This is a genomic window from Burkholderia paludis (assembly GCF_000732615.1).
In the GTDB taxonomy this organism is placed as follows: domain Bacteria; phylum Pseudomonadota; class Gammaproteobacteria; order Burkholderiales; family Burkholderiaceae; genus Burkholderia; species Burkholderia paludis.
This window is the reverse complement of record NZ_JPGL01000031.1, coordinates 1-23,545: the sequence shown is the minus strand read 5'-3', so window position 1 is coordinate 23,545 and position 23,545 is coordinate 1. Positions and strand designations below refer to the sequence as shown.

At 69.4% G+C, this 23,545-nt stretch carries 22 protein-coding genes; 12 read left to right on the top strand and 10 right to left on the bottom strand.

Translation table 11 applies throughout. From position 1 onward, the window contains the following. The first annotated feature begins 193 nt into the window (after positions 1-193). Positions 194-1,087: a 4-hydroxy-tetrahydrodipicolinate synthase gene (gene dapA / locus GQ56_RS0120315; protein WP_031400365.1), complete on the top strand. Its 894-nt coding sequence runs from the start codon at positions 194-196 to the stop codon at positions 1,085-1,087. A 54-nt stretch (positions 1,088-1,141) separates the two neighbouring features. Here the strand turns inward: dapA and GQ56_RS0120310 are convergent, their stop codons facing one another. The 3 genes from GQ56_RS0120310 to GQ56_RS0120300 all read right to left on the bottom strand — a co-directional run bounded on the left by GQ56_RS0120310 (position 1,142) and on the right by GQ56_RS0120300 (position 2,906). Then, positions 1,142-1,522: a type II toxin-antitoxin system VapC family toxin gene (locus GQ56_RS0120310; RefSeq protein ID WP_031400364.1), complete on the bottom strand. Its 381-nt coding sequence runs from the start codon at positions 1,520-1,522 to the stop codon at positions 1,142-1,144. Beyond that, positions 1,522-1,737 (bottom strand): hypothetical protein, encoded by a 216-nt coding sequence (locus GQ56_RS0120305; protein ID WP_031400363.1) that lies wholly within the window; start codon positions 1,735-1,737, stop codon positions 1,522-1,524. The genes GQ56_RS0120310 and GQ56_RS0120305 overlap by 1 nt, the downstream gene beginning before the upstream one ends. A gap of 113 nt (positions 1,738-1,850) precedes the next feature. Then, complete coding sequence (locus GQ56_RS0120300; RefSeq protein WP_031400362.1) at positions 1,851-2,906, bottom strand: LysR substrate-binding domain-containing protein; 1,056 nt, start codon at positions 2,904-2,906, stop codon at positions 1,851-1,853. Between the two features lie 106 nt (positions 2,907-3,012). Between GQ56_RS0120300 and GQ56_RS0120295 the strand changes: the two genes are divergently transcribed. Then, complete coding sequence (locus tag GQ56_RS0120295) at positions 3,013-4,284, top strand: MFS transporter (RefSeq protein ID WP_031400361.1); 1,272 nt, start codon at positions 3,013-3,015, stop codon at positions 4,282-4,284. Between the two features lie 7 nt (positions 4,285-4,291). On the opposite strand, the gene GQ56_RS0120290 is transcribed toward GQ56_RS0120295, so the two are convergent. Continuing rightward, a complete protein-coding gene (locus GQ56_RS0120290; protein WP_031400360.1) occupies positions 4,292-6,496 on the bottom strand; it encodes a TonB-dependent receptor in 2,205 nt (734 codons plus the stop codon). 281 nt (positions 6,497-6,777) lie between these two features. On the opposite strand from GQ56_RS0120290, the gene GQ56_RS0120285 reads away from it, so the two are divergent. Both GQ56_RS0120285 and GQ56_RS0120280 read left to right on the top strand, forming a co-directional pair. Beyond that, positions 6,778-7,059 (top strand): hypothetical protein, encoded by a 282-nt coding sequence (locus GQ56_RS0120285; protein WP_031400359.1) that lies wholly within the window; start codon positions 6,778-6,780, stop codon positions 7,057-7,059. 46 nt (positions 7,060-7,105) lie between these two features. Continuing rightward, complete coding sequence (locus GQ56_RS0120280) at positions 7,106-9,226, top strand: phosphocholine-specific phospholipase C (protein ID WP_031400358.1); 2,121 nt, start codon at positions 7,106-7,108, stop codon at positions 9,224-9,226. A 60-nt stretch (positions 9,227-9,286) separates the two neighbouring features. On the opposite strand, the gene GQ56_RS0120275 is transcribed toward GQ56_RS0120280, so the two are convergent. Beyond that, a complete protein-coding gene (locus tag GQ56_RS0120275; protein WP_031400357.1) occupies positions 9,287-9,910 on the bottom strand; it encodes an RBBP9/YdeN family alpha/beta hydrolase in 624 nt (207 codons plus the stop codon). 308 nt (positions 9,911-10,218) lie between these two features. Between GQ56_RS0120275 and GQ56_RS0120270 the strand changes: the two genes are divergently transcribed. The 4 genes from GQ56_RS0120270 to GQ56_RS0120255 are packed head-to-tail and all read left to right on the top strand — an operon-like array spanning position 10,219 to position 12,860. Further along, a complete protein-coding gene (locus tag GQ56_RS0120270) occupies positions 10,219-11,160 on the top strand; it encodes a 2-hydroxyacid dehydrogenase (RefSeq protein WP_031400356.1) in 942 nt (313 codons plus the stop codon). A 31-nt stretch (positions 11,161-11,191) separates the two neighbouring features. Next, complete coding sequence (locus tag GQ56_RS0120265; protein ID WP_031400355.1) at positions 11,192-12,124, top strand: hydroxymethylglutaryl-CoA lyase; 933 nt, start codon at positions 11,192-11,194, stop codon at positions 12,122-12,124. Between the two features lie 26 nt (positions 12,125-12,150). Further along, the gene (locus GQ56_RS0120260) at positions 12,151-12,657 is read left to right on the top strand and encodes a YbaK/EbsC family protein (RefSeq protein WP_031400354.1); all 507 of its coding nucleotides are present in this window, start codon (positions 12,151-12,153) and stop codon (positions 12,655-12,657) included. After that, positions 12,654-12,860 carry a DUF1289 domain-containing protein gene (locus tag GQ56_RS0120255; RefSeq protein WP_031400353.1) on the top strand — a complete coding sequence of 69 codons (207 nt, stop codon included), beginning with the start codon at positions 12,654-12,656 and terminating at the stop codon, positions 12,858-12,860. Before GQ56_RS0120260 ends, GQ56_RS0120255 begins: the two co-directional genes overlap by 4 nt. Before the next feature lie 264 nt (positions 12,861-13,124). On the opposite strand, the gene GQ56_RS0120250 is transcribed toward GQ56_RS0120255, so the two are convergent. Beyond that, positions 13,125-14,027 (bottom strand): DMT family transporter, encoded by a 903-nt coding sequence (locus GQ56_RS0120250; protein ID WP_031400352.1) that lies wholly within the window; start codon positions 14,025-14,027, stop codon positions 13,125-13,127. Between the two features lie 112 nt (positions 14,028-14,139). On the opposite strand from GQ56_RS0120250, the gene GQ56_RS0120245 reads away from it, so the two are divergent. Then, the gene (locus GQ56_RS0120245; protein WP_031400351.1) at positions 14,140-14,631 is read left to right on the top strand and encodes an Lrp/AsnC family transcriptional regulator; all 492 of its coding nucleotides are present in this window, start codon (positions 14,140-14,142) and stop codon (positions 14,629-14,631) included. A gap of 33 nt (positions 14,632-14,664) precedes the next feature. Here GQ56_RS0120245 and GQ56_RS0120240 read toward each other — a convergent pair whose 3' ends face one another. After that, positions 14,665-15,561 carry an alpha/beta fold hydrolase gene (locus tag GQ56_RS0120240; RefSeq protein ID WP_031400350.1) on the bottom strand — a complete coding sequence of 299 codons (897 nt, stop codon included), beginning with the start codon at positions 15,559-15,561 and terminating at the stop codon, positions 14,665-14,667. 279 nt (positions 15,562-15,840) lie between these two features. Between GQ56_RS0120240 and GQ56_RS0120235 the strand changes: the two genes are divergently transcribed. After that, positions 15,841-16,800 (top strand): NAD(P)H-dependent flavin oxidoreductase, encoded by a 960-nt coding sequence (locus GQ56_RS0120235; RefSeq protein WP_031400349.1) that lies wholly within the window; start codon positions 15,841-15,843, stop codon positions 16,798-16,800. A gap of 118 nt (positions 16,801-16,918) precedes the next feature. Here the strand turns inward: GQ56_RS0120235 and GQ56_RS0120230 are convergent, their stop codons facing one another. The 3 genes from GQ56_RS0120230 to GQ56_RS0120220 form a co-directional block, all read right to left on the bottom strand. Next, positions 16,919-17,881, bottom strand: coding sequence for a LysR family transcriptional regulator (locus GQ56_RS0120230; protein WP_031400348.1), 963 nt, complete (start codon positions 17,879-17,881; stop codon positions 16,919-16,921). A gap of 177 nt (positions 17,882-18,058) precedes the next feature. After that, entirely contained in the window at positions 18,059-19,135 is a 1,077-nt protein-coding gene (locus GQ56_RS0120225; RefSeq protein WP_031400347.1) for a porin, read from the bottom strand. Between the two features lie 345 nt (positions 19,136-19,480). Continuing rightward, a complete protein-coding gene (locus GQ56_RS0120220; RefSeq protein ID WP_031400346.1) occupies positions 19,481-19,963 on the bottom strand; it encodes a hypothetical protein in 483 nt (160 codons plus the stop codon). Positions 19,964-20,310: 347 nt separating this feature from the next. On the opposite strand from GQ56_RS0120220, the gene GQ56_RS0120215 reads away from it, so the two are divergent. After that, positions 20,311-21,339, top strand: coding sequence for a bile acid:sodium symporter family protein (locus tag GQ56_RS0120215; RefSeq protein ID WP_031400345.1), 1,029 nt, complete (start codon positions 20,311-20,313; stop codon positions 21,337-21,339). A gap of 193 nt (positions 21,340-21,532) precedes the next feature. Beyond that, positions 21,533-23,371 carry an EAL domain-containing protein gene (locus GQ56_RS0120210; RefSeq protein WP_031400344.1) on the top strand — a complete coding sequence of 613 codons (1,839 nt, stop codon included), beginning with the start codon at positions 21,533-21,535 and terminating at the stop codon, positions 23,369-23,371. The last annotated feature ends 174 nt before the right edge of the window (positions 23,372-23,545 follow it).

The following is a 23,545-nucleotide window of genomic DNA, read 5'->3' as shown; positions in this document are numbered from 1 at the left end:
GCGGCAGGTACGCGCGCGGCCGGGCTGAAACTGAAAAAACGACTCCTCGACTGACGGGGACGTCGCGTCCCGTCAGGCGAATGCCGGACGGGATGCCCGCAGGTCGTTTCTTTCTCCTTGCACGCACGCCTCGCTCCGGCTCTCCGCCGGCGGAACGGTTCCTTCCCACTCCGTTTCCACCATGAGGCTTTGCATGAACACACGTTTCGAAGGTATCTGGCTGCCGATCATCACGCCGTTCCACCACGGCGAAGTCGACCATGCGGCACTCGCGCGGCTGGCGCGCCACTATGCGGGCGCGGGCATCGCCGGCTTCGTCGCGGGCGCGACGACCGGTGAAGGCGTGCTGCTCGACGCGCGCGAACAGGACGCGGTGTACGCGACGCTGCGCGACGCGGCGCCCGCACTGCCGATCGTCGTCGGGCTGACCGCGAGCGCGACGCATTTCGCGGCCGCCCGCGCACGCGAACTCGCGGCGCTGCGGCCCGACGGGCTGCTCGTCACGCCGCCCGTGTACGTGCGGCCGACGCAGGACGGCATCCGCCGCCATGTCGAGGCGATCGTCGACGCCGCCGACCTGCCCGTGCTCGTCTACAACATCCCGTACCGTACCGGCGTGAACGTCGAACTGGAAACGCTGCAGGCGCTCGCGCGCGACCCGCGCGTCGCCGGCGTCAAGGAATGCGGCGGCACGCTCGACCGGATGAGCCGGCTCGTGCACGACACGCCGCTCGCGATCCTGTCCGGCGACGACAGCCAGAATTTCGCGGCGATGTGCGTCGGCGCACACGGGGCGATCGCAAGCAGCGCGCACGTGCTGCCCGAATGGCATGTGCGCATCCATGCGCTGCTGCGCGACGGCCGGCTCGCCGAGGCGCGGCGCCTGTCGGTCGCGTTGCAGCCGCTCGTCGCGGCGCTGTTCGCGGAGCCGAACCCGGCGCCGGTGAAGGCCGTGCTCGCCGCGCAAGGCTGGTGCGAAGACGGGTTACGGCTGCCGTTCGTGCCGGCGAGCGACGGGGTGCGGGCGCAGCTGGCCGCCTGCCTTGCCGCACTCGACGAAAGCGAGCCGGCTATCGCGGCGGCATGAGCCGTTCCGCCGCGAGGCAGGGGCGAGCGATGAATTCGGACCCGGCAGACTATTTCAGACTGTCAACACCAGAGACAGGCCATATCGCGCAAGATGCGCATCGGCCGTCACGAGCTGAAGCGGCTCATGCCGGGCCTGCGCGACCAGCAGGCGGTCGAACGGATCGCGATGATGGTGCGGCAAATCACGGACTGCCGCACCATGTACGGCCCGAACCGGCAGTTCGCGAATCCCGCTTGCGCCGATGGCGCGGATCAGCCTGTTCACGTCGATGTCGAGCTTGCCCAGGCCGGACTTGATGGCGACCTCCCAGATACTCGCGCTGCTGACGAAGCGTTCGTCGGCAGCCGAGATCAGCTTGCGCGCTCGTGCGCTGAGCTTCGGGTCGTTGGTCACGATCCACAGAAAGACGTGCGTATCGAGCAACAGCCGCATCAGCGTCCTTCGAACGCATCCAGCAGTTCATCGGGCAGCGGTGCGTCGAAGTCGTCGGCGATCCAGGCCTGACCTTGCAGGACTCCGAACCGAACCGGCAGCCTCGCGACCGTGTGCCGATCGGCGGATACCCCATCTCCATCGGCGGAAACCGCGACGTCGGCCCGCTGCGACGGATCGATCGGGTTGGCGCCGGTGGTGTTCGCGTTTTGCATGATGACCTCCGTTTCAGGTACCCCACTGTAGTCAGATTCTCCGGATCGATCCATTCGGCCGATCGGGAGAGGGGCGGTCGTGCCGCAGCCTGCGACGGCCATCGAACGGTGCATCAGGCCGCCAGCACCGCCCCCTCCCGCGCCGTCGCATCCCGCACCGCCTGCGTGACGATCCGCGCGAGCCGGTCGACCGTCGGCGTCGCCGACGACGCGCGCCGCAGCAGGATCAGCGGCAGGCCCGGCAGTGCCGGCAGCCCGCACGACGCGGCGTCGAGCGCCCGCACCGACGCCGGCAGCCCGTAATGCGAGCGCACCGTCAGCCCGAGGCCGGCGGCCGCCGCGGCCCAGAGCCCGGCGAGACTCGGCGTCGTGAATGCAATGCGCCACGGCATGCCCGCACGGTCGAGCGCATCGGTCGCCGCGCCGAAGAACCGGCACGGCCGGTCGAATACGACGAGCGGCAGCGGCTCGTCCGGCGAGTACACGGCACGGCCGCCTGTACCGCCCGTCCCCCCCGCACCGTGTTCCGCTCCCGCCTCGCCGCCGTCCGGCATGCCGAACCCGCCAGCGCCCGTCGCACCGATCCATTGCATCGGCACCTGCGCGATCGTCTCGCTGTCGACGCCCGCCCGCGCCACCCGCGCCGCCGACGCCGGATCGCCCCACACCAGCGCCAGATCGAGCTGATTCGCATCGAGCCGGTCGAGCAGGTCGGCATTGCGCGCCACGCGCGCCTCGATCCTCACCTTCGGATGCGCGCGCGCGAAGCGCCCGAGCACGTCGGGCAGGATCGCCTCGCCGAAATCCTCCTGCAGCCCGACGCGCACCCAGCCGTCGAGATTCACGCCGCGCACGGCCGCCGCCGCTTCGTCGTTCAGCTCGACCATCCGCCGCGCATAGCGCAGCATCGCGTCGCCGGCATCGGTCAGCGCGAGCCCGCGCCCGGCCTTCACGAACAACGGCGTGCCCGCCTGCTCCTCAAGCTTGCGGATCTGCGCGCTCACCGCCGACGACGAGCGCGCGACACGGTCGGCCGCCTTCGCGAAACTGCCGAGATCCACGCCCGCGACGAGACTGCGCAGCGCCGCCACGTCAAAGTTGGGCCGCGCCAGCGCAGCCTCGGCCAGCGCCAGCGGCTCGCCACCGCGCGCGAGATCGTGTCCGGACATATCGATCATCCTGTTTTATCGAACGATTTATACGAAACTTTCCGATTTTCAGGATGAATGTAGGCCGCCAGACTGTGCCTGTCAATTTCCAACCGGGCCTGCCGTCATGGATACCTCCTGCATCGCTTCCCCCTCCCCGTCTGCCCGCGACGTGCGCGGCCCGGCTCATCGCTGGCGCGTGCTGGCGGCCGGCGTCGCCGCGAACATGAGCTTCTCCGCCGCCGCGGCGGGCATTCCGACCACAGCCGTGTGGATGCGCACGGCCTATCGCCTCGATAACGGCGCGCTCGGCCTCGTGCTCGGCGCGCTTGGCTTCGGCGTCGCGCTGTCCGAGTTGCCGTGGGGAATCGCCGCCGATCGCTTCGGCGATCGGCGCGTGCTGCTGACCGGGCTCGTCGCGACGGCCGCGATGCTCGCGCTGATGGTATGCACGATCGTCCCGACCTCGCACACGGTGCCGCCGTTGATGCACGTCGTCGCGGCAATGTGCTGTGTCGGCCTGCTCGGCGGCAGCGTGAACGGATCGAGCGGACGCGCGGTGATGCGCTGGTTCGGCGAACGCGAGCGCGGGCTCGCGATGAGCATCCGCCAGACGGCCGTGCCGCTCGGCGGCGGCGTCGGCGCGGCGCTGCTGCCGTCGCTCGCGTCGCATTCCGGTTTCGCCGCGGTGTTCGGTGCGCTGATGCTGATGTGCGCGGGATCGGCCGTGCTCACCTGGCGCTGGCTGCGCGAACCGCCCGCCGAGCCTGCCGACGCGCCGCTCGCCACGCATCGCCCCGCCACGCCGCCGCCCGCCCGGAACGCCCGCAACCCGCTCGCGAGCGGCCCCGTATGGCGCATCGTGTTCGGCATCGGCCTGCTGTGCGCGCCGCAGTTCGCGGTACTCACGTTCGCGACGGTGTTCCTGCACGACTTCGGCCGGCTCGGGCTCGCCGGCATCAGCACGGCGATGGTCGTGCTGCAGCTCGGCGCGATGGCGATGCGCGTCTGGAGCGGCCGCCATACCGACCGGCACGGCAACCGGCGCGCGTACCTGCGCGGTTCCGTCTACGTCGCGACGGGCTCGTTCGCGCTGCTCGCCGCCGCGACGGCCGGCAGCCCGCACGTGCCGCTCGCCGCGATCGTCGCGATTCTCGTATTCGCGGGCATCTGCGTATCGGCGTGGCACGGCGTCGCGTACACGGAACTCGCGACGCTCGCGGGCGCGAACCACGCGGGCACCGCGCTCGGGATGGCGAACACGATCGTCTACCTCGGGCTGTTCGCGACGCCGCTCGCGATTCCGCTGCTGCTGGCGCATGCGTCATGGAGCGTCGTGTGGCTCGCCGCGGCCGCCTGCGCGGGCGCGACGCTGCCGCTGTTCCCGCGGTCGCGCTAGGGTCTGCTCAGAACCGGTAGACGGCGGACAGCATCGCCGAGCGCCCGTCGCCCAGCTCGACCGCCGACGAGCGCGATGCGCTGCCCGCCTGCTGCCGCACGCGCTCGACATACGCGCGGTCGAACAGGTTGTCGACGTTGAGCTGGAACCGCAGCCGCCGGCTCACCTCGTAGCTGGCCATCAGGTTGTGCACCCAGTACGCGCCGAGCGTGCCGTTGCCCTCCGAGGTCACGTTGCGCCGGCCGACGAAATGCGAGCCATAGCCGATCGTCCAGCCGGCCGGCAACCGGTAGGTCGTCCACAGGTTGAACGCATGGCGCGGCGTGTTGCCGAGCGCCTGCCCGTCGCGGCGCGGCGACGACGGCGAACGCAGCGTGACGCTCGCCAGGTACGTGTAGTTCGCGAAGACGTCCCAACCCGGCGTGACCTTGCCCGCCGCGCCGAGCTCGAACCCGCGCACGCGCTGCTTGCCGGCCATCTGGTAGCTGCCGTCCGCCATCCGCTCGCGCGCGTTGTTCTTTTGCGTCTGGAACAGCGCGGCATTCAGCGCGAGGCCCGCGAGGCCCTCCCACTTCGCGCCGAGTTCGACGCTCTCGTTCTTCTCCGGCGCGAGACCGCCCGTCTCCGCGCTCACGCCGGACCCCGTCGTCACCAGAAACTCGGCCGACGGATTGAACGACGTGCCGTACGCGACGTACACGCGGCCGTTCGCGGTCGGCTTGAACACCAGCCCCGCGCGCGTGCTGAAATGCCGGTCGGTGCTGTCCGCGCGCTCGGTCGGCTTGCCGGCCGGCGTGCTCCGCGACCAGCCGTCGATCCAGTCGTGGCGCAGCCCGACGTCGAGATCCCAGTGCTCGCCGAACGAGATCGTGTCGAACGCGTAGAGCGCCTTCACGTCGAGCGCCGTGTCGTTGCGCCCGCTGTCCTGCCGCTGCGCGGGGCCGGCCCAGTAACCGGGCGGCGCGGACAACGCATAGCCGTCCGCCGGGAAATAGCGCGCCAGCCCGTACGAATAGGTCGTGCGCCCGTACGTCTCGCGCGACAGCTCGAAGCCCGCGACGAGCGTGTGACCGACGCCGAACGTACCGAACTCGCTCGTCACGTTCGTCTGGTTCGCCCACATCGAGGTGGACGAATCGCGCCCGTAGCCCTGCGGCCCGGCCGGCTTGTAGCGCCCGGGCGGCAAGCCGTCGAGATTCACGTGCGATGCGGAAATCACCGTGTCGCGATGCAGGTGCGCATAGCGGCTCAGGTTCTGCAGCTTCAGGCCCGGCGAAACATCGTGCTCGGCCTTCACGGTGAACGTGTCGGATTCGATGCGCTCGCGATCCAGGTTGCGCCAGCCGAAATAACTGTCGCGCGCCACGCCGCCCAGCACCTGGCCGTCCCGTGCGGGAAGCCCGTAGTCGGGCAGGTTGTTGTCGTACTGGTGGAAATAGCCGAGCGTCACGCGCGTGGGCGTGCCGAGGCCGAACGCGACCGACGGCGCGACGCCCCAGCGCCGCTTGCGGATGTCGTCGCGCCCGGGCACGTCGTTCACGTGCGCCATCGCGTTCAGCCGGAATACGGCCTTGCCGTCGCTGCCCGGCAGCGGCCGGTTCGCGTCGAGCGTCACGCGCCGGTAGCCGGACGTGCCGAGCACCGTCCCGGCCTCGACGAACGCCCCGGCCTTCGGCGTCTTGCTGATCAGGTTCACCGACCCGCCCGTCGTACCCGCGCCGCCGAACACCGAATTCGGCCCCTTGATCACCTCGACCGCCTCGAGATTGAACAGGTCGCTGCGGTTGTTCTGCGCGCTGTCGCGCAAGCCGTCGAGCTGCAGGTTCGCGTTCGCGCCGAAACCGCGAATGTTGAACAGGTCGCCGGACCCGCCGCCGCCCTCGCCCGCGTTGAACGTGATGCCGGCCACGTTGGCCAGCGCTTCGCGCAGGCTCGTGGCCTGCTGCTCGTCGAGCACCGTGCGCGGCACGACGGTGATCGTCTGCGGCACGTCGAGCAGCGGAATCGCGTATTTCGCGGAGCCCGAGCTGTCGACGCGCGAACCGGCGTCGCGATCGCCCTGCACGACGATCGGATTCAGGTGCGGCGCCTGCCGGGACGGCTCGGCCTCTTCCGCGCCCGCAGGCACGGACGCACAGGTCATCATCGCGAATGCGACGGAAGTCGTCGCGCGACGCGGCGGCGTCGCGCTCGACAGGATCGAACGGGTCATGTCCATTTCACCTCACCAATGAGAACGACTCTCATTCAAGCGAAAGCGGCATGACATGACAATTGGACGTGTATGAAATACGTTATCCGAACGAATCCGGACACGGCGCGCCCCGCCGCGCGTCGCATCGCGCGTCCGCGTAAAAGTGCCCGGCCCGCATCGCATGCCGGGAAATATTGCCGCCCCGCGATCACGCGGCAGTCGCAAACGATTCACCGAAACGTCGCATCGCGTCGGCATACTCGAAAACGTTTCCCGATCAGCCTGCCAGGAGAGAAGTCATGCGTCGCGTTTCCGCCGTCGCCGTTCTTTGTGCCGCCGCGTTGGTCGCCGCCTGCAGCGACGACGCGCCGCACGACGCCAACGCGACCGGCGCCTCGCAGCAGGCCGGCGCATCGGCCGGCTCCGCCAGCGCATTCAACAGCGATGCGGCCGCGAACGCCGCCGCATCCGATGCCGCGCCGCTCGCGCCGCCCGTCGTGCACTACCCGCCCGACGACGACGACGCGAAGTCCGCGGTGAACCCGGCCGCATCGAGTACCGCCGCGTCGTCGCCAGGCTGATCCCGCCGCTTTCGTCCCCCCGACCGCAGAACCGAGGTGAAATAACATGACGTCATCCAGCCGCCGCCGCTTCCTGCATACCGTCGCACAATCCGCGGGCGCCGCCGTCGCGCTCAACGCGTTTCCCGAATCGATCCGCCGCGCACTCGCGATTCCCGCCGCGCGCGGCACCGGCACGATCCGCGATGTCGAGCACATCGTCGTGTTCATGCAGGAAAACCGCTCGTTCGATCATTATTTCGGACACCTGCGCGGCGTGCGCGGCTACAACGACCGCTTCCCGATCCCGCTGCCGAACGGCCAGCCGGTGTGGTACCAGCCGTCGAAGGCCAACCCGGGCAAGCCGGTGCTGCCGTTCCGGCTCAACACGCTGACGACGAGCGCGCAGTGCGTCGGCGACCTCGACCACTCGTGGTACAAGACGCAGGCGGCGATCGACGGCGGCCGCTACGACCAGTGGCCCGCGAACAAGACCGACATGACGATGGGCTACCACGTGCGCGAGGACATCCCGTTCCACTACGCGCTCGCCGACGCGTTCACCGTGTGCGACAACTACTTCTGCTCGCTGCCGGGGCCGACGCACCCGAACCGCGCATACCTGATGACGGGCACGGTCGATCCGACCGGCAAGTTCGGCGGCCCGCTGCTCGACAACAACGACTACGTCGACGGCGACGGCCCGCCCACCTACCAGTTGCTGTCGTGGACGACCTTCCCCGAGCGTCTCGAAGCGCACGGCGTGTCGTGGCAGATCTACCAGCAGGGCACGACGGGCAGCGATCCGTACAACGGCAACTACGGCACGAACGTGCTGCAGAACTTCGCGAACTTCATCAACGCGCAGCCCGGCTCGTCGCTGTATCAGCGCGCGCAGACGGTGCGCACGCTCGACAACCTGAAGGACGACGTGATCAACGACCGGCTGCCGCAGGTGTCGTGGCTGTGTCCGCCCGCCGCGTTCTCCGAGCACCCGAAGTACACGCCCGCGTACGGCGCGAACTACACGTCGCAGATCCTCGATGCGCTCACGTCGAACCCGGACGTGTGGCGCAAGACCGTGCTGTTCATCATGTACGACGAGAACGACGGCTTCTTCGACCACATCGTGCCGCCGCAGCCGCCGACGTCGGCCGCGCAGGGTGCGTCGACCGTGACGACCGACGGCGAACTGCATACGGTCGTGAACCCCGGCCGCGGCGGCAGCTACACGGCCGACGGCCTGCCGTACGGCCTCGGGCCGCGCGTACCGATGACGGTCGTATCGCCGTGGACGAAGGGCGGCTTCGTCTGCTCGCAGGTGTTCGACCACACGTCGGTGATCCGCTTCATCGGCGAGCGTTTCGGCGTCGCCGAGCCGAACATCACGCCGTGGCGCCGCACGGTCTGCGGCGCCCTCCCCGCCGCGTTCGACTTCCGCTCGTCGGATGCGTCGTTCCCGCCGCTGCCCGACACGAGCCAGTACCGCTCGATCGCCGACCAGCAGTGCACGTCGCAGCCCGCGCCGACCGTGCCCGCGTCGCCGTCGCCGATCGACCCGCAGGAGCCCGGCGTGCGGCCGGCGCGCGCGCTGCCGTACGAACTGCACGTGAACGCAAGCATCGACGGCGGGACCCGGCTGCGCATCGAGTTCGCGAACCGCGGCAACCAGGGCGCGCACTTCCACGTGTACGCGACGAACCGCACCGACGGCCCGTGGCGCTATACGGTCGGCGCGCGCCGCCTGCTGCACGCGGACTTCGACCTGACGGTGACGAACGGCGTGTATGCCTTCTCGGTGTACGGGCCGAACGGCTTCGTGCGTGTGTTCTCGGGCAACGTGTCGGCCGCGGCCGCGCCGAACCGCAACCCGGCACTGCCGGAAGCGAAGGCCGGCTACGACATCGCGAACGGGAACCTGTACCTGAAGCTGCGCAACCACGGCGGCGCGCACGTCACGCTGACCCTGACCGACAACGCGTACGGTGCGCCGGCGCGGCACGTGACACTGCACGGCGGCGAGGAGCGCGTCGAGCAATGGGCGCTCGCGTCGAGCCATCACTGGTATGACGTAACGGTGAGCGACGGCGCCGCCGGCACGTTCTCGCGCCGTTTCGCGGGCCACGTCGAAAACGGCCGGCCGAGCTATTCGGATCCGGCCGCGGTGCAGCCCGTCTCAGCGTCGTAGTCGCGGCGGCGCGGCGTGGCGCGGCACCCGGCGTGCCGCACGCGTCGCCCGCCCGGCCCGTCAGACCGCGTGCGCGAGCGCGCGGTCGACGAGTTCGGCCTCGAAGCCGTCGTCCGCGTCGCGAAAGCGCAGCGGCGCCGCGCAGTGGACGAGCGTGTCGACGAAGTATTTCGCGCGCGGCCACGGCCCGAAGCCGGCCGCGGTATTGATGTGCCCGGCATCGCCGAGATTCACGAACGCGCTGCCCAGGCGCTGCGCGAGCGTGCGCGCATCGTCCAGCGGCATCCACGGATCGGTCTCGCTGCCGATCACGATCGACGGCACGGCAAGCCGGCGCGCGTCGAACGCCCCGGCGAACGTGAATTTCTTCGGACTGGCGGGCGCGACCAGCAGCACGCCCGCGACGTCGCCCGCCTCGTGTAGTTGCGCGAGCGCATGGGCGGCCGCAAGGCAGCCGAAGCTGTGCGCGGCCAGCACGAACGGGCCGCGCTCGCGATCGAGCAACGCGCGCACGGATTGCGCCCAGCGCACGAGATCGGGCGCGTCCCAGTCGTCCTGTTCGACGCGCAGCGAGCGCGGGAACTGCCGCTCGAGCCAGGTCTGCCAGTGAGCGCCTTCGCTGCCGTGCAGGCCCGGAACGGTGACGAGCCGAGGCGGCCACGCCGATTTGCTGCATGCGCGCATGATTGCCCTCGCTTGCTTGAAGACGGGATTCGATTGTGGCGCGGCGCACCCGGCGGCCGAACCAATATTTTGTGCTTTGCTTTCGCGCGGGCCGTCCGGCCGGCCTGCCTGCGTGCCGGCGCGCGATGCGCCGCGAAACCGTAGAATGTGGGCTTCCCGTCAGCTTCACACCGAACCGGGCCGGGCGCCGACGCGCCGGGCCCCGCCGTCAGGAGACGCCCGATGTCCGTTACGCCCGCCGGCGCACCGCGCCCGGCCCCTCCCGCCGCTCCCGTGACGCACGCCGCCGGTGCGCGCGCCATCGCACCATGAAGCTCCTGTTCCATTCGCCGCACCAGGAAGCCGGCGCATGGCGCGACGAGATCGCCCGCGCGCTGCCGGAAGCCGAATTGCGCACATGGCGGCCGGGCGATACGGCCGCCGCCGACTACGCACTCGTCTGGCGCGCGCCGCGCGAATTCTTCACGCCGCGCGACAGCCTGCGGGCGATCTTCAACCTCGGCGCCGGCGTCGACGCACTGCTCGCGCTCGACCGCGCGCATCCGGGCACGCTGCCCGCGCACGTGCCGCTGGTGCGGCTGGAAGATACGGGCATGACGCGGCAAATGGTCGAATACGTGACGCACGCGGTGCTGCGCTACCTGCGCCGCTTCGACGAATACGACGCGCAGCAGCGCGAGCGCCGCTGGCAGCCGCTCGAACCGCATGCGCACGCGCGCTTCACCGTCGCGGTGCTCGGCCTCGGCGTGCTCGGCGCGCAGGTCGCGCGCGCGCTCGCCGCGCTCGGCCTGCCCGTGCGCGGCTACAGCCGCGGCGCGAAGCAGCTCGACGGCATCGCCACCTTCGCCGGCGACGGCGCGCTCGACGCGTGCCTCGACGGCGCGAAAGTGCTCGTCAACCTGCTGCCGAGCACGCCCGACACCGACGGCATCCTGTCGTCGCGCACGTTCGCGCGGCTCGCGCCCGGCGCCTACCTCGTCAACGTCGCGCGCGGCGCGCACCTCGTCGAGGCCGACCTGCTCGACGCGCTCGCGAGCGGCCGGATCGCCGCGGCCACGCTCGACGTGTTCCAGCACGAACCGCTGCCGGCGGACCATCCGTTCTGGCAAGCGCCGCGCATCACGATCACGCCGCACAGCTCGGCCGAGACGCTGCACGTGGAAGCCGTCGAGCAGATTGCCGGCAAGATCCGCGCGCTCGAGCGCGGCGAGCGCGTCGGCGGCATCGTCGACTACGCGCGCGGCTACTGAACCCCGCCCTACGAACAATCAGGAGACAACCATGACGTTCCCCACCGCCGTCAAGATCGTCGAAGTCGGCCCGCGCGACGGCCTGCAGAACGAGAAGACCTTCGTGCCGACCGACGTAAAGGTCGCGCTCGTCGACCGGCTGTCGCGCGCCGGCTTCCGCAACATCGAGGCCGCGTCGTTCGTGTCGCCGAAATGGGTGCCGCAGATGGCCGACGGCGCCGACGTGATGGCCGGCATCGAGCGCCGCGCGGGGACCGTGTACTCGGTGCTCACACCGAACCTGAAGGGCTTCGAGAATGCGCTCGCCGCGCGCGCCGACGAAGTCGTGATCTTCGGCGCGGCGAGCGAAGCGTTCTCGCAGCGCAACATCAACTGCAGCATTGCCGAGAGCATCGCGCGCTTCGAGCCGGTGGCGAAGGCGGCGAAGGACGCAGGCCTGCGGCTGCGCGGCAGCGTGTCGTGCACGCTCGGCTGCCCGTACCAGGGCGAGGTGCCCGTCGCGTCGGTCGTCGACGTCGTCGAACGCTTCGCCGCGCTCGGCTGCGACGAGATCGACATCGCCGACACGATCGGCGTCGGCACGCCGAAGCGCACGCGCGAAGTGCTCTCGGCCGTCACGCGCGTGTTCCCGCGCGAACGCCTGTCGGGCCACTTCCACGACACCTACGGCCAGGCGCTCGCGAACATCTACGCGGCGCTGTTCGAGGGCATCGAGATCTTCCACGCATCGGTCGCGGGCCTCGGCGGCTGCCCGTATGCGAAGGGGGCGACCGGCAACGTCGCGACCGAGGACGTGCTGTACCTGATGCAGGGCCTCGGCATCGACACCGGCGTCGATCTCGCGCAGGTCGTCGCCGCCGGCGACTTCATCTCCACCGCGATCGGCCGCGCGAACGTGTCGCGCGCCGGTCGCGCGCTGCTTGCCAAGGCGCAAGGCGCGGCCGACGCCGCGAACTGCGCGTGATCCCGCTTTTCGATGGAATGTCCCACATGACCTCACCCGCTTCATTCGACACCCTCCCCGATTCCGCGCGACGCGTCGCGCTGCTGCTGCGCGAGCGCGGCCATGCGAAAGACATCGTGATGCTCGCCGAGACCGGCAAGACCTCCGCCGAAGCCGCGGCCGGGCTCGGCTGCTCGGTCGCGCAGATCGCGAAGTCGATCCTGTTTCGCCGCCAGTCGGACGGCGCGCCCGTGCTCGTGGTGGCGAGCGGCGTCAACCGCGTCGACGAGAGCAAGGTCGCCGCGCAGGTCGGCGCGGTCGGCCGCGCGGACGCGAAGTTCGTGCGCGACAACACCGGCTATGCAATCGGCGGCGTCTGCCCGATCGGCCATCTGGTCGAACCCGTCACGCTGATCGACGCCGACCTGCTCGAGCTCGACAGCCTGTGGGCGGCCGCCGGCCATCCGCACGCGGTGTTCAACCTGTCGCCGCACGAACTCGTGTCGCTGACCGGCGCGCCGGTCGCGGACGTCGCATTGCGGGAGTCCGCATGAGCGACGTGACGGTGCCGGCCGGCACGGTCGCCTCGCCGTGCACGGACGTATGCCGGATCGATCCGCGCACCGACTGGTGCGCGGGCTGCCTGCGCACGCGCGACGAGATCAAGCACTGGCGCGCGTCGGACGACGACGCGAGGCGCGCGCTGCTCGCGCGGCTCGATGCGCGCCGGCGCCTGCTCGCGGGGAGCGAAACATAAAAAAAAGCCGTTCGGCCTCAAGGGCGAACGGCGTCGAGATCGGAATCCTGTGAACGTGATCAACGTCACAGCCCGCATCATACGAGCGACGCGGCCGCATCGCATCGGGTGTTTCCCTACAGCTTCTTACAGCATTTTTCCTGCGCGTACGCGGGCCGCTTTCGTGCACCGTTCAAGCGCCATTCGCGCGCCATCCGCCTGCCGTATCCGCGCCCGACGTTCGCCATCCGGCGCTGCGCGGCGGCACCGAATCGCACGACCGTTTCAGTTGCCGACCGCCGCGCGACGGGCGGGCACGATACGCCAGCCGAGATTCACGCCGGCCGCCGCGAGCAGGATCAGCAGCGCGCCGAACACCTGCGTCCACGCCAGCGTCTGCCCGAACGCGACATGGTCGACGACGATCGCGACGACCGGATAGACGAACGAAAGCGCGCCGGTCATCGCGGTCGGCAGCTTCTGGATCGCCCCGTACAGCAGCACGTACATCAGACCCGTGTTGACGACGCCGAGCACGACGAGATCGAGCCACTGCGCGGCCGTCGCGGGCAACGTGCCGAAGTGCGCGAACGGCGCGAGCAGCACGACGCCGAGGCCGGCCTGCAGCAGCGCGAGCAGATGCGGCGGCGTGCCCTTCAGGTGCTTCGTCACGATCGACGAGATCGCATACAGAAACGCCGCGCCGAGCGACAGCGCGACGCCTTCCAGATATTCGCCCGGCACCGCGAGCACGGCCGGCTCGACGCGCACCACGGCCACGAGCCCGACGAATGCGAGCACGAGCCACGCGAGCGTCGACGCGGCGATCCGCTCGCGGAACACGATCGCGCCGAGCGCGACGAGCATGAACGGCTGCGTGTTGTAGACGGCGGTCGCCATCGAGATCGACGCGCGCGAATAGGCGGCGAACAGCAGCAGCCAGTTCGCGACGATCGCGACGCTGCCGAGCGTCGCGAGCGCGAGCATCCGCGGCGAGAACCGGGCGCGGCGCAGGAAGCCGTACGCCGCGCAGACGATCGCGAGCGTCGCGGCGCCGAACAGGCAGCGGAAGAACACGACATTCGTGAGCGGCTGCCGCGACGACATCACGAGCCAGCCGATCGTGCCGGACATCACCATCGCGACGACCATCTCGGCGGCACCGCGGCGAATTTCATTCGAAGCCATCGGAAACTCCGTAAAAGAGCGGGGATGACTTCGATTCTAGAAACTTGCCTTCGCGACAACCATGGCTAAACTGAAGCCAGACGACCCATTTACCTTCGAAAGCAAAGCGATCATGCCGAAACGCCTTTCTCCGCCCGCCGTCGCGTCGCTGGACGCGACCGACCGCGCCATCGTCGCGGCGCTGGCCGACGATGCGCGCATCGCGACCAGCGAGCTCGCACGGCAGATCGGGCTGTCGGCGCCCGCGACCGCCGACCGCGTGCGGCGGCTCGAGGCGCAAGGCGTGATCGCCGCGTTCACGGTCGAGCTCGACCCGCGCGCGCTCGGCTACACGCTGCAGGCGATCGTCCGCGTGAAGCCGCTGCCGGGCCAGTTGCACCTGGTCGAGGATTTGCTGCGGCGGATTCCCGAATTCGTCGAATGCGACAAGGTGACCGGCGACGACTGCTTTGTCTGCCGGCTCTACCTGCGCACGATCGGGCACCTCGACGACATCCTGTCGAAGGTGACGGAGCGCGCGGAGACGAGCACCGCGATCGTGAAATCGACGCCCGTGCCGCGCCGGCTGCCGCCGCTCGTCGAGGACGACGACGCGCACCGCTGAGCGGCCGATGCGCCGCGCCGCCCGCGCGCCGCGTCAGGCGGCCGGGTCGCGCGCCTCGAAGAATGCGAGCAGCTCGTCGATCAGCGCGACGGGCGCTTCTTCCGGAATGTAGTGCCCGCACGCGAGCGCGCGGCCGCTGACGTCGCGCGCGACGCGACGCCATTCGTCGAGCGGATCGAAGCAGCGGCCGACGACGCCGTCCTCGCCCCACAGCACGCGCAGCGGGCACGCAACCTTGTTGCCGCGCTCGAGATCCGCCCGGTCGTGCTCGAGATCGATCGTCGCCGACGCGCGATAGTCCTCGCACATCGCATGCACGGCGCCCGGCTGCGCGAGCGCGGCGCGGTACGCGTCGAGCGCCTCGGGCGCGAACGGCGCGAGCCCGGCCGACCGGTTGCCCATCACGCGCTCGATGTACGCGTCGGTATGCCCGCCGATCAGCGTCTCGGGCAGCGGCTCGGGCTGGATCAGGAAGAACCAGTGGAAGTACGCGGTCGCGAACGCGCGATCGGTCTTCTCGTACATCGCGAGCGTCGGCGCGATGTCGAGCAGCATCATGCGCTCGACGGCGTCGGCGTGATCCAGCGCGAGCCGGTGCGCGACCCGGGCGCCGCGATCGTGCGCGCAGACATGGAAGTGCTCGAAACCGAAATGCCGCATCACGGCGACCTGGTCGGCCGCCATCGCGCGTTTCGAATACGGCGCGTGCCGCGCGTCGCTCGGCGGCTTGCCCGACGCGCCGTAGCCGCGCAGGTCGGTGGCGATCACCGTGAAGTGATTCGCGAGCGTCGCCGCGACGCGATGCCAGATCATGTGGGTTTGCGGATGCCCGTGCAGCAACAGAAGCGGCGGACCCGCGCCTCCCTTGACACCGAAGATGTCGGTGTCCTGCACCGTCACGCGAAACGGTGCAAACGCCTCAAACGACATGGTTTGTTTCTCGTTGGTTTGTTATGGCGTTTATTTTAGGAGCGCCCGCGCATCTCCACAGCGCGACAACACCCGGAAACCGTAGAAAGAGAACACTCACTCGATTGCCGCCCCACCGCGCATTTTGTTAAGCTCGCGTAGAATCGCACGACCGTTCGTATTAATATGAACGGCCGCGTTTCGCGACTACACTCGAATCACCGTTCGTACGCATAGCAGGCTGTCGGCATCGGCGCGAGCGCGCGGCTGCCGGCCGCCCCTGGAGACTGGAGACATCACATGGCATTGCCCGCTGTCCTGCAGAACCTGACGCTGCCCGTCATCGCGTCGCCGATGTTCATCGTCAGCTACCCCGAACTCGTGCTCGCACAATGCAAGGCGGGCATCGTCGGTTCGTTCCCCGCGCTCAACGCGCGCCCGGCCGAGCTGCTCGACGAGTGGCTCACGCAGATCCAGGCGGAGCTGGCCGACCACCGGGCGAAACACCCCGATGCGACGATCGGCCCGATCGCGGTCAACCAGATCGTCCACCAGTCGAATGCGCGGCTCGAGCACGACGTGCGCGTGTGCGTCGAGCACAAGGTGCCGATCTTCATCACGAGCCTGCGCGCGCCGGCGCGCGAGATCGTCGACGCGGTGCACAGCTACGGCGGCATCGTGCTGCACGACGTGATCAACCTGCGCCACGCGCAGAAGGCACTCGAAGCCGGCGTCGATGGGCTGATCCTCGTCGCGGCCGGCGCGGGCGGCCACGCGGGCACGACGTCGCCGTTCGCGCTGGTCGGCGAAGTCCGCCAGATCTTCGACGGCCCGATCGTGCTGTCCGGCTCGATCGCGAACGGCGGCTCGATCCTCGCCGCGCAGGCGATGGGCGCCGATTTCGCCTACATGGGCACGCGCTTCATCGCGACGCAGGAAGCGCACGCGATCGACGACTACAAGCACGCGATCCTGAACGCGAAATCGTCGGACATCATCTACACGAACCTGTTCACGGGCGTGCACGGCAACTACATCCGCGAGAGCATCGAGAAGGCCGGCCTCGATCCGGACGCGCTGCCGGAATCGGACAAGACGAAGATGAACTTCGGCGGCGACAAGACGAAGGCGTGGAAGGACATCTGGGGCGCGGGCCAGGGCGTCGGCCTGATGGACGACCTGCCGAGCGTCGGCGCGCTGGTCGAGCGGCTGAAGCGCGAGTACGACGACGCGAAGGCGCGGCTCGGCATCCCGCGCTGACGGAGACGGCGGCCGTCGCGGCCGCCATCGGCGCGCACGCGCCGGCCCCAAGCAAAAAAAAGCGCGAACCGCAGCGGTTCGCGCTTTTTCATTGCCCTGCCGCAGCGCGGCCAACGGCTCAGACCACGCGCTTCATCCGCGTGATCGGCAGCACGCGCAGGCGCGATTCGATCGACGGGCACAGCGACTGCCCCTCGAAACGCGCGGCCAGGAAATCGACGAACGACCGCACCTTCGCGGACACGTGACGACGGCTTGCATACACCGCATAGATCGGTGCCTCGTGCGGCGGCACCGAATCGAGCAGCACCGGCACGAGGCGGCCGGACTCGATGTCGTCGCCGACCACCTCGGTGCCGAGCAGCGCGATGCCCGCGCCCGAGAGCACGGCCGCACGCAGCCCTTCGAGATGATTCACGATCAGGTTGCCGTTCAGGCTCACGCGCGACGCGGCGGCCGCATCGATCACCAGCGAGTCGAGCATCGTCGAATTCGAATCGCGCCGCAGGTAGTTGTGGTGCGCGAGGTCCGCAATCGTATCGGGCGTGCCGTGCTTCTCGAGATACTCGGGCGACGCGACCAGCAGGATGTGCGCGGTCGCGATCTGCCGCGCGACCAGCGACGACGATTTCAGTCCGTTCGGCGCGGCACGCACCGCGACGTCGTAGCCTTCCTCGATCAGGTCGACCACGCGATCGGACAGCGTCATGTCGACGGTCACGTCCGGGAACCGGCCCGCGTAATCGGTGACGGCCTGCATCACGTGCCGTAGCCCGAACGCGGATAGCGACGTCACGCGCAGCCTGCCTTGCGGCACCACGCTCGCGGCGCCGACAGCCTGCCCGGCTTCGTCGAGTTCAGACAGCGCCTGCACGAGACGCTCGTAGTATTCGCGTCCGGCCTCGGTAGGCGCGACGCGTCGGGTCGTGCGATGCAGCAGTCGCGCACCGAGCTGTTGCTCGAGATGCATCACGTGCTTGCTCGCCATCGCAGCCGACATCTGCATGCGTTCGGCCGCGCCGACGAAGCTGCCCACTTCGACGACGTAGCGAAACACATTCATGCTGACGAGGGTATCCATCGAACTAGCTCGTAATGACGGGGGAATGGTCCAATTACGAGATAGGGTAACAAAGGCGAGGAAACAGAAAGGTCAAGAAAGGCAAAACGGCGCCGTGGTCAACGGCGCCGTTTTTGGCGGGAAAACATGCAGTCTGGACGCGATTTTCGCGCGCGCCCCGCGCAGCGGTCGCGCGCGTCAGAACTTCGCGCGGATGCCGGCGCCGAACGTGTTGCCGGTCGACAGGCTGCTGATGTGATCGTTCATGTACGCGGCGTAGACGTCGGTGCGCTTCGACAGCGGATAGTCGTAGCCCACCGCCCAGGTCTGGCGCGTCTGGTCGAGGCCGCCCGCATCGCGCGAATACGCGTACGACGCCATCGCGCTGCCCACGCCGAGCGGCACCGACACGCCGCCCTGCGCGGTGTTCACGTGCCAGCTGCCCGCGACCTGGTCATTCTTCGTATACATGTACTGGCCGAACAGCTTCACGTACTTCAGGTCGTAGGTCGCGCCGACTTGCGCGATGCCCTGGCTCTTCATGCCGGCCACCAGCGCGCTCAGGTCGCTCGGGCCGTTGTTGAAGTTCACGTACTGATAGACCGCGGTCGCCGCGAACGGGCCGTTCGCGTAGTTGAACTGCGCACTCCACTTCTTCGAGCCATTGTCGCCGGCCTGGTTGCCGAGCGCGTACATCGCGCCGAAATTCAGGCCACCGAACGACGGCGACGTGTACGACACCGCGTTGTTCCAGCCCGAATCGCCGACCGCGCCCTGATCGCTCGGGTAGGTCGGGTACGTGCCGAGGCCGAGGAACACGTGATACACCATCGGCGAGAAGGTGTACGAATCGTAGAACGGGTTGAACAGGATCGTCGACAGGAACAGGTGCGTCGTCAGGCGCCCGGCCGTCACCGTGCCGTACGGCGAATCGATCCCGACGTACGCGTTGCGCGCGAAGAACGTGTCGCCCTGGAAACGGCCGTACTGGCCGTTCTGCGCGCGGAAGAAGCTTTCCAGCGTGAAGATCGCCTTGTAGCCGTTGCCGAGATCCTCGGCGCCGTGCATGCCCCAGTACGACGTCGACATCCCGCCGCCGCCCACGTTCCACGCGCGATCGCCGCCCGGGAACTTGGTTGCACCGACCCATTCGTCGACCTGACCGTAGAGCGACACGCTCGACTGGGCATGGACGGGCGCGGTGGCGGCCACGCAGGCGGCCGCGGCGATCAGCTTGACGGACGTGCGCGATGCACGGCGAGCGAATGCATTCATTGGATCTCCAGATTTTGTCGAGTTGTCGATAAGTGGCGCGAGCGTTGTTTTTTGGAGCCGAGTGCTTGCGTCGTATGGGGCGCAGCCATCTTTACGGATCATTCGTCCGGTCAAAATTGCGCACACTTATTGCGGGTATAGCGGCGGCATTAACTTCGCGGAATGGATACGTGGCCGGGTGCCTGGCGGCAGCCCGGCGCGAGCGCGGTCACGCGGCGGCCCGGCGGCGCGGCACGCGCCAGCCGGGCGCGAAAGATAGCGCAATGCGGCGGGAAAATCAGCGGAAATCTGTACGCGACTGTGGCGAATTCGCATCAGCCGGCGGAGGGACGCGCGCGCGGGCGCTCAGTTTCGGTAGAACGGGGAGAAGAACGGCGAGCGCGCAGGCTCTTCCTGCGAACGGGGCGGCGGCATCGGACGGCCGCCGCGTTCCTCGTTGTAGCGCGCGACGTCGGCGCGGATCGAGCCGGCGCGCAACGGCGCGTTGCCGCCGCCCGGCGGGTGCGGCACCTGGCGCGCGTCGGCACTGATCGGGCGATACGGGCTCGGCGCGGCGGCGTAACGGCCGTACGACGGCGACGGCCGCAGCCCCCAGCGGGACCCCTCGCCGCTCATGCCGGGCGGGCGCGCACCGCCGGAAGAAGGCACGCGGTGCCAGACGGGCAAGCCGCCGGACGGCTGGCCGTACGCGCGCGCGCCGCCGCCGAAGCCGTGGCCGCCGAACCCATGACCGTCGTGCGGCGGCTGTGCGAGCGCGAGCGGCATCAGCAGCGTGCCGAGCACACCTGCCACCCATCGTCCGATCTTCCGTTTCACGCGTTCCGTCATCGTCCAGTGCCTGTCCACGCCCGCCGCCGGCTCCTTTCGGCCGGCCCAAGGCTTTCAGCAGTAATTTATGAGCGGGCCGAAAGCGTGTCGAGCCAAAAAGTGTTATGCCGCGGGCATCGGTGTAACGCCATGTTACTGCTAGGTTTTTTCACTTCCGGACGCGGCCGGGACAGAACATTCTTCTGCCGTTTTGCGGGGGCCGGGCCGGCATGGCGCACACGGCCACATGCAAACGATTCATCAATCGATTCCCACAATGAATTTGTGTAGTGAATCGTCAACCGGGACAATGACGCCTTGCGCGCGCGCGATGCGCGCCCCCTCGTCGTTTCCGAATCGAGTTCCCGATGGCCCGTCCCCGTTTTCTCCCCGACAACTTCACGCTCGCGCTCGTCGGCACCGTCGTGCTCGCGAGCCTCTTGCCGTGTCGCGGCCCGGCCGCCCACGCCTTCAACTGGGCGACCAACATCGCCGTCGGCCTGCTGTTTTTCCTGCACGGCGCGAAGCTGTCGCGCGAGGCGGTCGTCGCGGGCGCGACCCACTGGCGGCTGCACGCGGTCGTGCTGCTCAGCACCTTCGCGCTGTTCCCGTTGCTCGGCCTCGCGCTGAAACCCGTGCTGCAGCCGCTCGTCACGCCGGCGCTGTATGCGGGCGTGCTGTTCCTGTGCACGCTGCCGTCGACGGTCCAGTCGTCGATCGCGTTCACGTCGATCGCGAAGGGCAACGTGCCCGCCGCCGTGTGCGCGGCATCCGCGTCGAGCCTGCTCGGGATCTTCGTCACGCCGGCGCTCGTCGGGCTGATGATCACGTCGCAATCGTCGGCCGCCGCGTCGCCGTGGAGCACCGTCGGCAGCATCGTGATGCAGCTGCTCGTGCCGTTCGTCGCCGGCCAGTTGCTGCGGCCCGTGATCGGCGGCTGGATCGAACGCAACCGCGGCGTGCTGCGCTTCGTCGACCAGGGCTCGATCCTGCTGGTCGTCTACGTCGCGTTCAGCGAGGCCGTCAACCAGGGCCTGTGGCACCAGATCCCGGCGCGCGCGCTCGGCGGCCTGCTCGTCGTCAACCTCGTGCTGCTCGCGATCGCGCTGCTGCTGACCGCGTTCGTCAGCAAGCGGCTCGGCTTCAACCGGCCCGACCAGATCACGATCATCTTCTGCGGCTCGAAGAAGAGCCTCGCGGCAGGCGTGCCGATGGCGAAGGTGATCTTTTCGGCGAACGCGGTCGGCGCCATCGTGCTGCCGCTGATGCTGTTCCACCAGATCCAGCTGATGGCGTGCGCGGCGCTCGCGCAGCGCTGGGGCGCACGCGACACGAGCGGCGAGCGCGACGAGGGCGCGGCATCGGCGCCCGGCGCGCTGAGCGCCGGCAAGCGCTGACCGACCGCCCGGCGCGGCGGCGGGCGGTTCGCGGCCGGGCGCCTCCCTGCCGCCCCCGGCTCTCCCGGGGGCGCACCGATACGCGTCCGGCGCGCCGCACCAGCATCGCGCATCGCGTCACAAAATCTTCATTCAATTCTCCGCGAGCGGTGCCGTTAAGTCGGACGTCCCGTCGATTCGGCTGCCCTCGCCCATGTCCGCGCCCCACCCCGACCCCGCTGCCGCCAGCACCACACGCCTGATCGCGGATCGCGCGCTCGCCGCCGTTTTCCAGCCGATCGTCAATCTCGCGTCGGGGACGGTCGTCGGTTACGAGGGCCTGATCCGCGGCCCGCGCGGCACCGACCTCGAGCAGCCCGCCGCGCTGTTCGCGCAGGCCGCGCGCGAAGGCGAGACCCTTGCGCTCGAACAGGCCGCCGCGCTCACCTGCCTCGACGCGTTCGCGGCGCTCGGCTGCGACGGCAAGCTGTTCCTCAACTTCAGCGCGGGCACGATCCTGGCGCTCGCGCGCGAACGCGAGCGCGCGCGCCTGCGGCTCGAACGCGCGCAGGTCGCCGCCGAACGCATCGTGATCGAGCTGACCGAACAGAACGCCTCGACGGACATCGCGCACATCGGGCCGGCGGTCGCGTCGCTGCGCGACGCCGGCATCCAGTTCGCGCTCGACGACTACGGCACCGCGAACGCGAGCATGAACCTGTGGCTGCGCCTGCATCCGGACGTCGTGAAGATCGACCGATTCTTCATCCACGACATCGCGCGCGATCCGCTCAAGTTCGAGGCGGTGAGGGCGATGCAGCACTTCGCGCAGGCGAGCGGCGCGCAGCTGATCGCCGAAGGCATCGAGAACGAATGCGACCTGATCGTCGTGCGCGACATGGGCATCTGCTGCGTGCAGGGCTTCCTGCTCGGCCGGCCGGACGCGCGGCCGTCGCGGGTCGTCGCGCCGGCCGCGCGCGACGCGATCCGCGCGCCGCACATTGCGGTGTTCCCCGGCGCGACCCGCACCGTGCGGCCGGCCGGCACGATCGCCGCGAAGATGCTCGTGCCCGCGCCGGCGCTGCCGCGCGACGCGACCAGCAACGACGTGCTCGACCTGTTCAACCGGATGCCCGACCTGCACGCGGTCGCGCTCGTCGAGCGCGGGCGGCCCGTCGCACTCGTGAATCGCCGCGGCTTCATCGACCGCTTCGCGCTTCCGTACCACCGCGAGGTGTTCGGCAAGAAGCCGTGCCTGCAGTTCGCGAACGACGCGCCGCTGATGATCGACAACGCGACGACGTTCGAGCAGCTTGCGGCGCTGCTCGCGCGCCACGATCAGCGCTATCTCGCGGACGGCTTCGTGATCACGGAGCACGGCCGCTACCTCGGGCTCGGCACTGGCGAGAGCCTCGTGCGCGCGGTGACCGAAATGCGCATCGAGGCCGCACGCTACGCGAATCCGCTGACGTTCCTGCCCGGCAACATTCCGATCAGCGCGCACATCGACCGCCTGCTCCAGCGCGACGCCGGCTTTCATGCGTGCTACGTCGACCTGAACCAGTTCAAGCCGTTCAACGACCAGTACGGCTACTGGCAGGGCGACGAGGTGCTGAAATTCGCCGCGACGGTGCTCGCCGGCGTGTGCGATCCGCAGCGCGACTTCCTCGGACACGTCGGCGGCGACGATTTCCTCGTGCTGTTCCAGCGCGACGACTGGCGCGATCGCGCCGCCGACGCGATCGCGCGCTTCAACGACGGCGCGCGGCTCTTCTACACGCAGGCCGACCGGCAGGCGGGCGGGCTGCACGGCGAGGACCGCCACGGCAACCCGGCGTTCTTCGGTTTCGTGACGATGGCGATCGGCGCGGTCGGCGTGCCGGCCGGCGCGCACGGCGCGAAGCGCTACGGCAGCGACGAGATCGCCTCGGTCGCGGCGCTCGCGAAGCGGCGCGCGAAACAGCAGCCGGGCGGGCTCGCGGTCGTCGATCTCGACGCGGGCCGCGCCGCGCTGCGCCATCGCGGCGAACCGCCGGCCGCGGCCGTGCACTGAACGGCCGACGGACGGCAGGCGCGGAAAGCGCGTGCGCCTCGCGATGGCGGCGCACCGCGCTCCGTCACGCGGCTTGGTCGGCTGGTCGGCTGGTCGGCTGGTCGGCTTGGTCGGCTTGGTCGGCTTGGTCGGCTTGGTCGGCTTGGTCGGCTTGCTCGGCTGCTCGGCTTGGTC

Coding starts and splice junctions, on each gene's coding strand:
- dapA (WP_031400365.1), top strand. CDS start 194: ATGAACACACGTTTCGAAGGTATCTGGCTGCCGATCATCACGCCGTTC.
- GQ56_RS0120310 (WP_031400364.1), bottom strand. CDS start 1,522: ATGCGGCTGTTGCTCGATACGCACGTCTTTCTGTGGATCGTGACCAAC.
- GQ56_RS0120305 (WP_031400363.1), bottom strand. CDS start 1,737: ATGCAAAACGCGAACACCACCGGCGCCAACCCGATCGATCCGTCGCAG.
- GQ56_RS0120300 (WP_031400362.1), bottom strand. CDS start 2,906: ATGTCCGGACACGATCTCGCGCGCGGTGGCGAGCCGCTGGCGCTGGCC.
- GQ56_RS0120295 (WP_031400361.1), top strand. CDS start 3,013: ATGGATACCTCCTGCATCGCTTCCCCCTCCCCGTCTGCCCGCGACGTG.
- GQ56_RS0120290 (WP_031400360.1), bottom strand. CDS start 6,496: ATGACCCGTTCGATCCTGTCGAGCGCGACGCCGCCGCGTCGCGCGACG.
- GQ56_RS0120285 (WP_031400359.1), top strand. CDS start 6,778: ATGCGTCGCGTTTCCGCCGTCGCCGTTCTTTGTGCCGCCGCGTTGGTC.
- GQ56_RS0120280 (WP_031400358.1), top strand. CDS start 7,106: ATGACGTCATCCAGCCGCCGCCGCTTCCTGCATACCGTCGCACAATCC.
- GQ56_RS0120275 (WP_031400357.1), bottom strand. CDS start 9,910: ATGCGCGCATGCAGCAAATCGGCGTGGCCGCCTCGGCTCGTCACCGTT.
- GQ56_RS0120270 (WP_031400356.1), top strand. CDS start 10,219: ATGAAGCTCCTGTTCCATTCGCCGCACCAGGAAGCCGGCGCATGGCGC.
- GQ56_RS0120265 (WP_031400355.1), top strand. CDS start 11,192: ATGACGTTCCCCACCGCCGTCAAGATCGTCGAAGTCGGCCCGCGCGAC.
- GQ56_RS0120260 (WP_031400354.1), top strand. CDS start 12,151: ATGACCTCACCCGCTTCATTCGACACCCTCCCCGATTCCGCGCGACGC.
- GQ56_RS0120255 (WP_031400353.1), top strand. CDS start 12,654: ATGAGCGACGTGACGGTGCCGGCCGGCACGGTCGCCTCGCCGTGCACG.
- GQ56_RS0120250 (WP_031400352.1), bottom strand. CDS start 14,027: ATGGCTTCGAATGAAATTCGCCGCGGTGCCGCCGAGATGGTCGTCGCG.
- GQ56_RS0120245 (WP_031400351.1), top strand. CDS start 14,140: ATGCCGAAACGCCTTTCTCCGCCCGCCGTCGCGTCGCTGGACGCGACC.
- GQ56_RS0120240 (WP_031400350.1), bottom strand. CDS start 15,561: ATGTCGTTTGAGGCGTTTGCACCGTTTCGCGTGACGGTGCAGGACACC.
- GQ56_RS0120235 (WP_031400349.1), top strand. CDS start 15,841: ATGGCATTGCCCGCTGTCCTGCAGAACCTGACGCTGCCCGTCATCGCG.
- GQ56_RS0120230 (WP_031400348.1), bottom strand. CDS start 17,881: ATGGATACCCTCGTCAGCATGAATGTGTTTCGCTACGTCGTCGAAGTG.
- GQ56_RS0120225 (WP_031400347.1), bottom strand. CDS start 19,135: ATGAATGCATTCGCTCGCCGTGCATCGCGCACGTCCGTCAAGCTGATC.
- GQ56_RS0120220 (WP_031400346.1), bottom strand. CDS start 19,963: ATGACGGAACGCGTGAAACGGAAGATCGGACGATGGGTGGCAGGTGTG.
- GQ56_RS0120215 (WP_031400345.1), top strand. CDS start 20,311: ATGGCCCGTCCCCGTTTTCTCCCCGACAACTTCACGCTCGCGCTCGTC.
- GQ56_RS0120210 (WP_031400344.1), top strand. CDS start 21,533: ATGTCCGCGCCCCACCCCGACCCCGCTGCCGCCAGCACCACACGCCTG.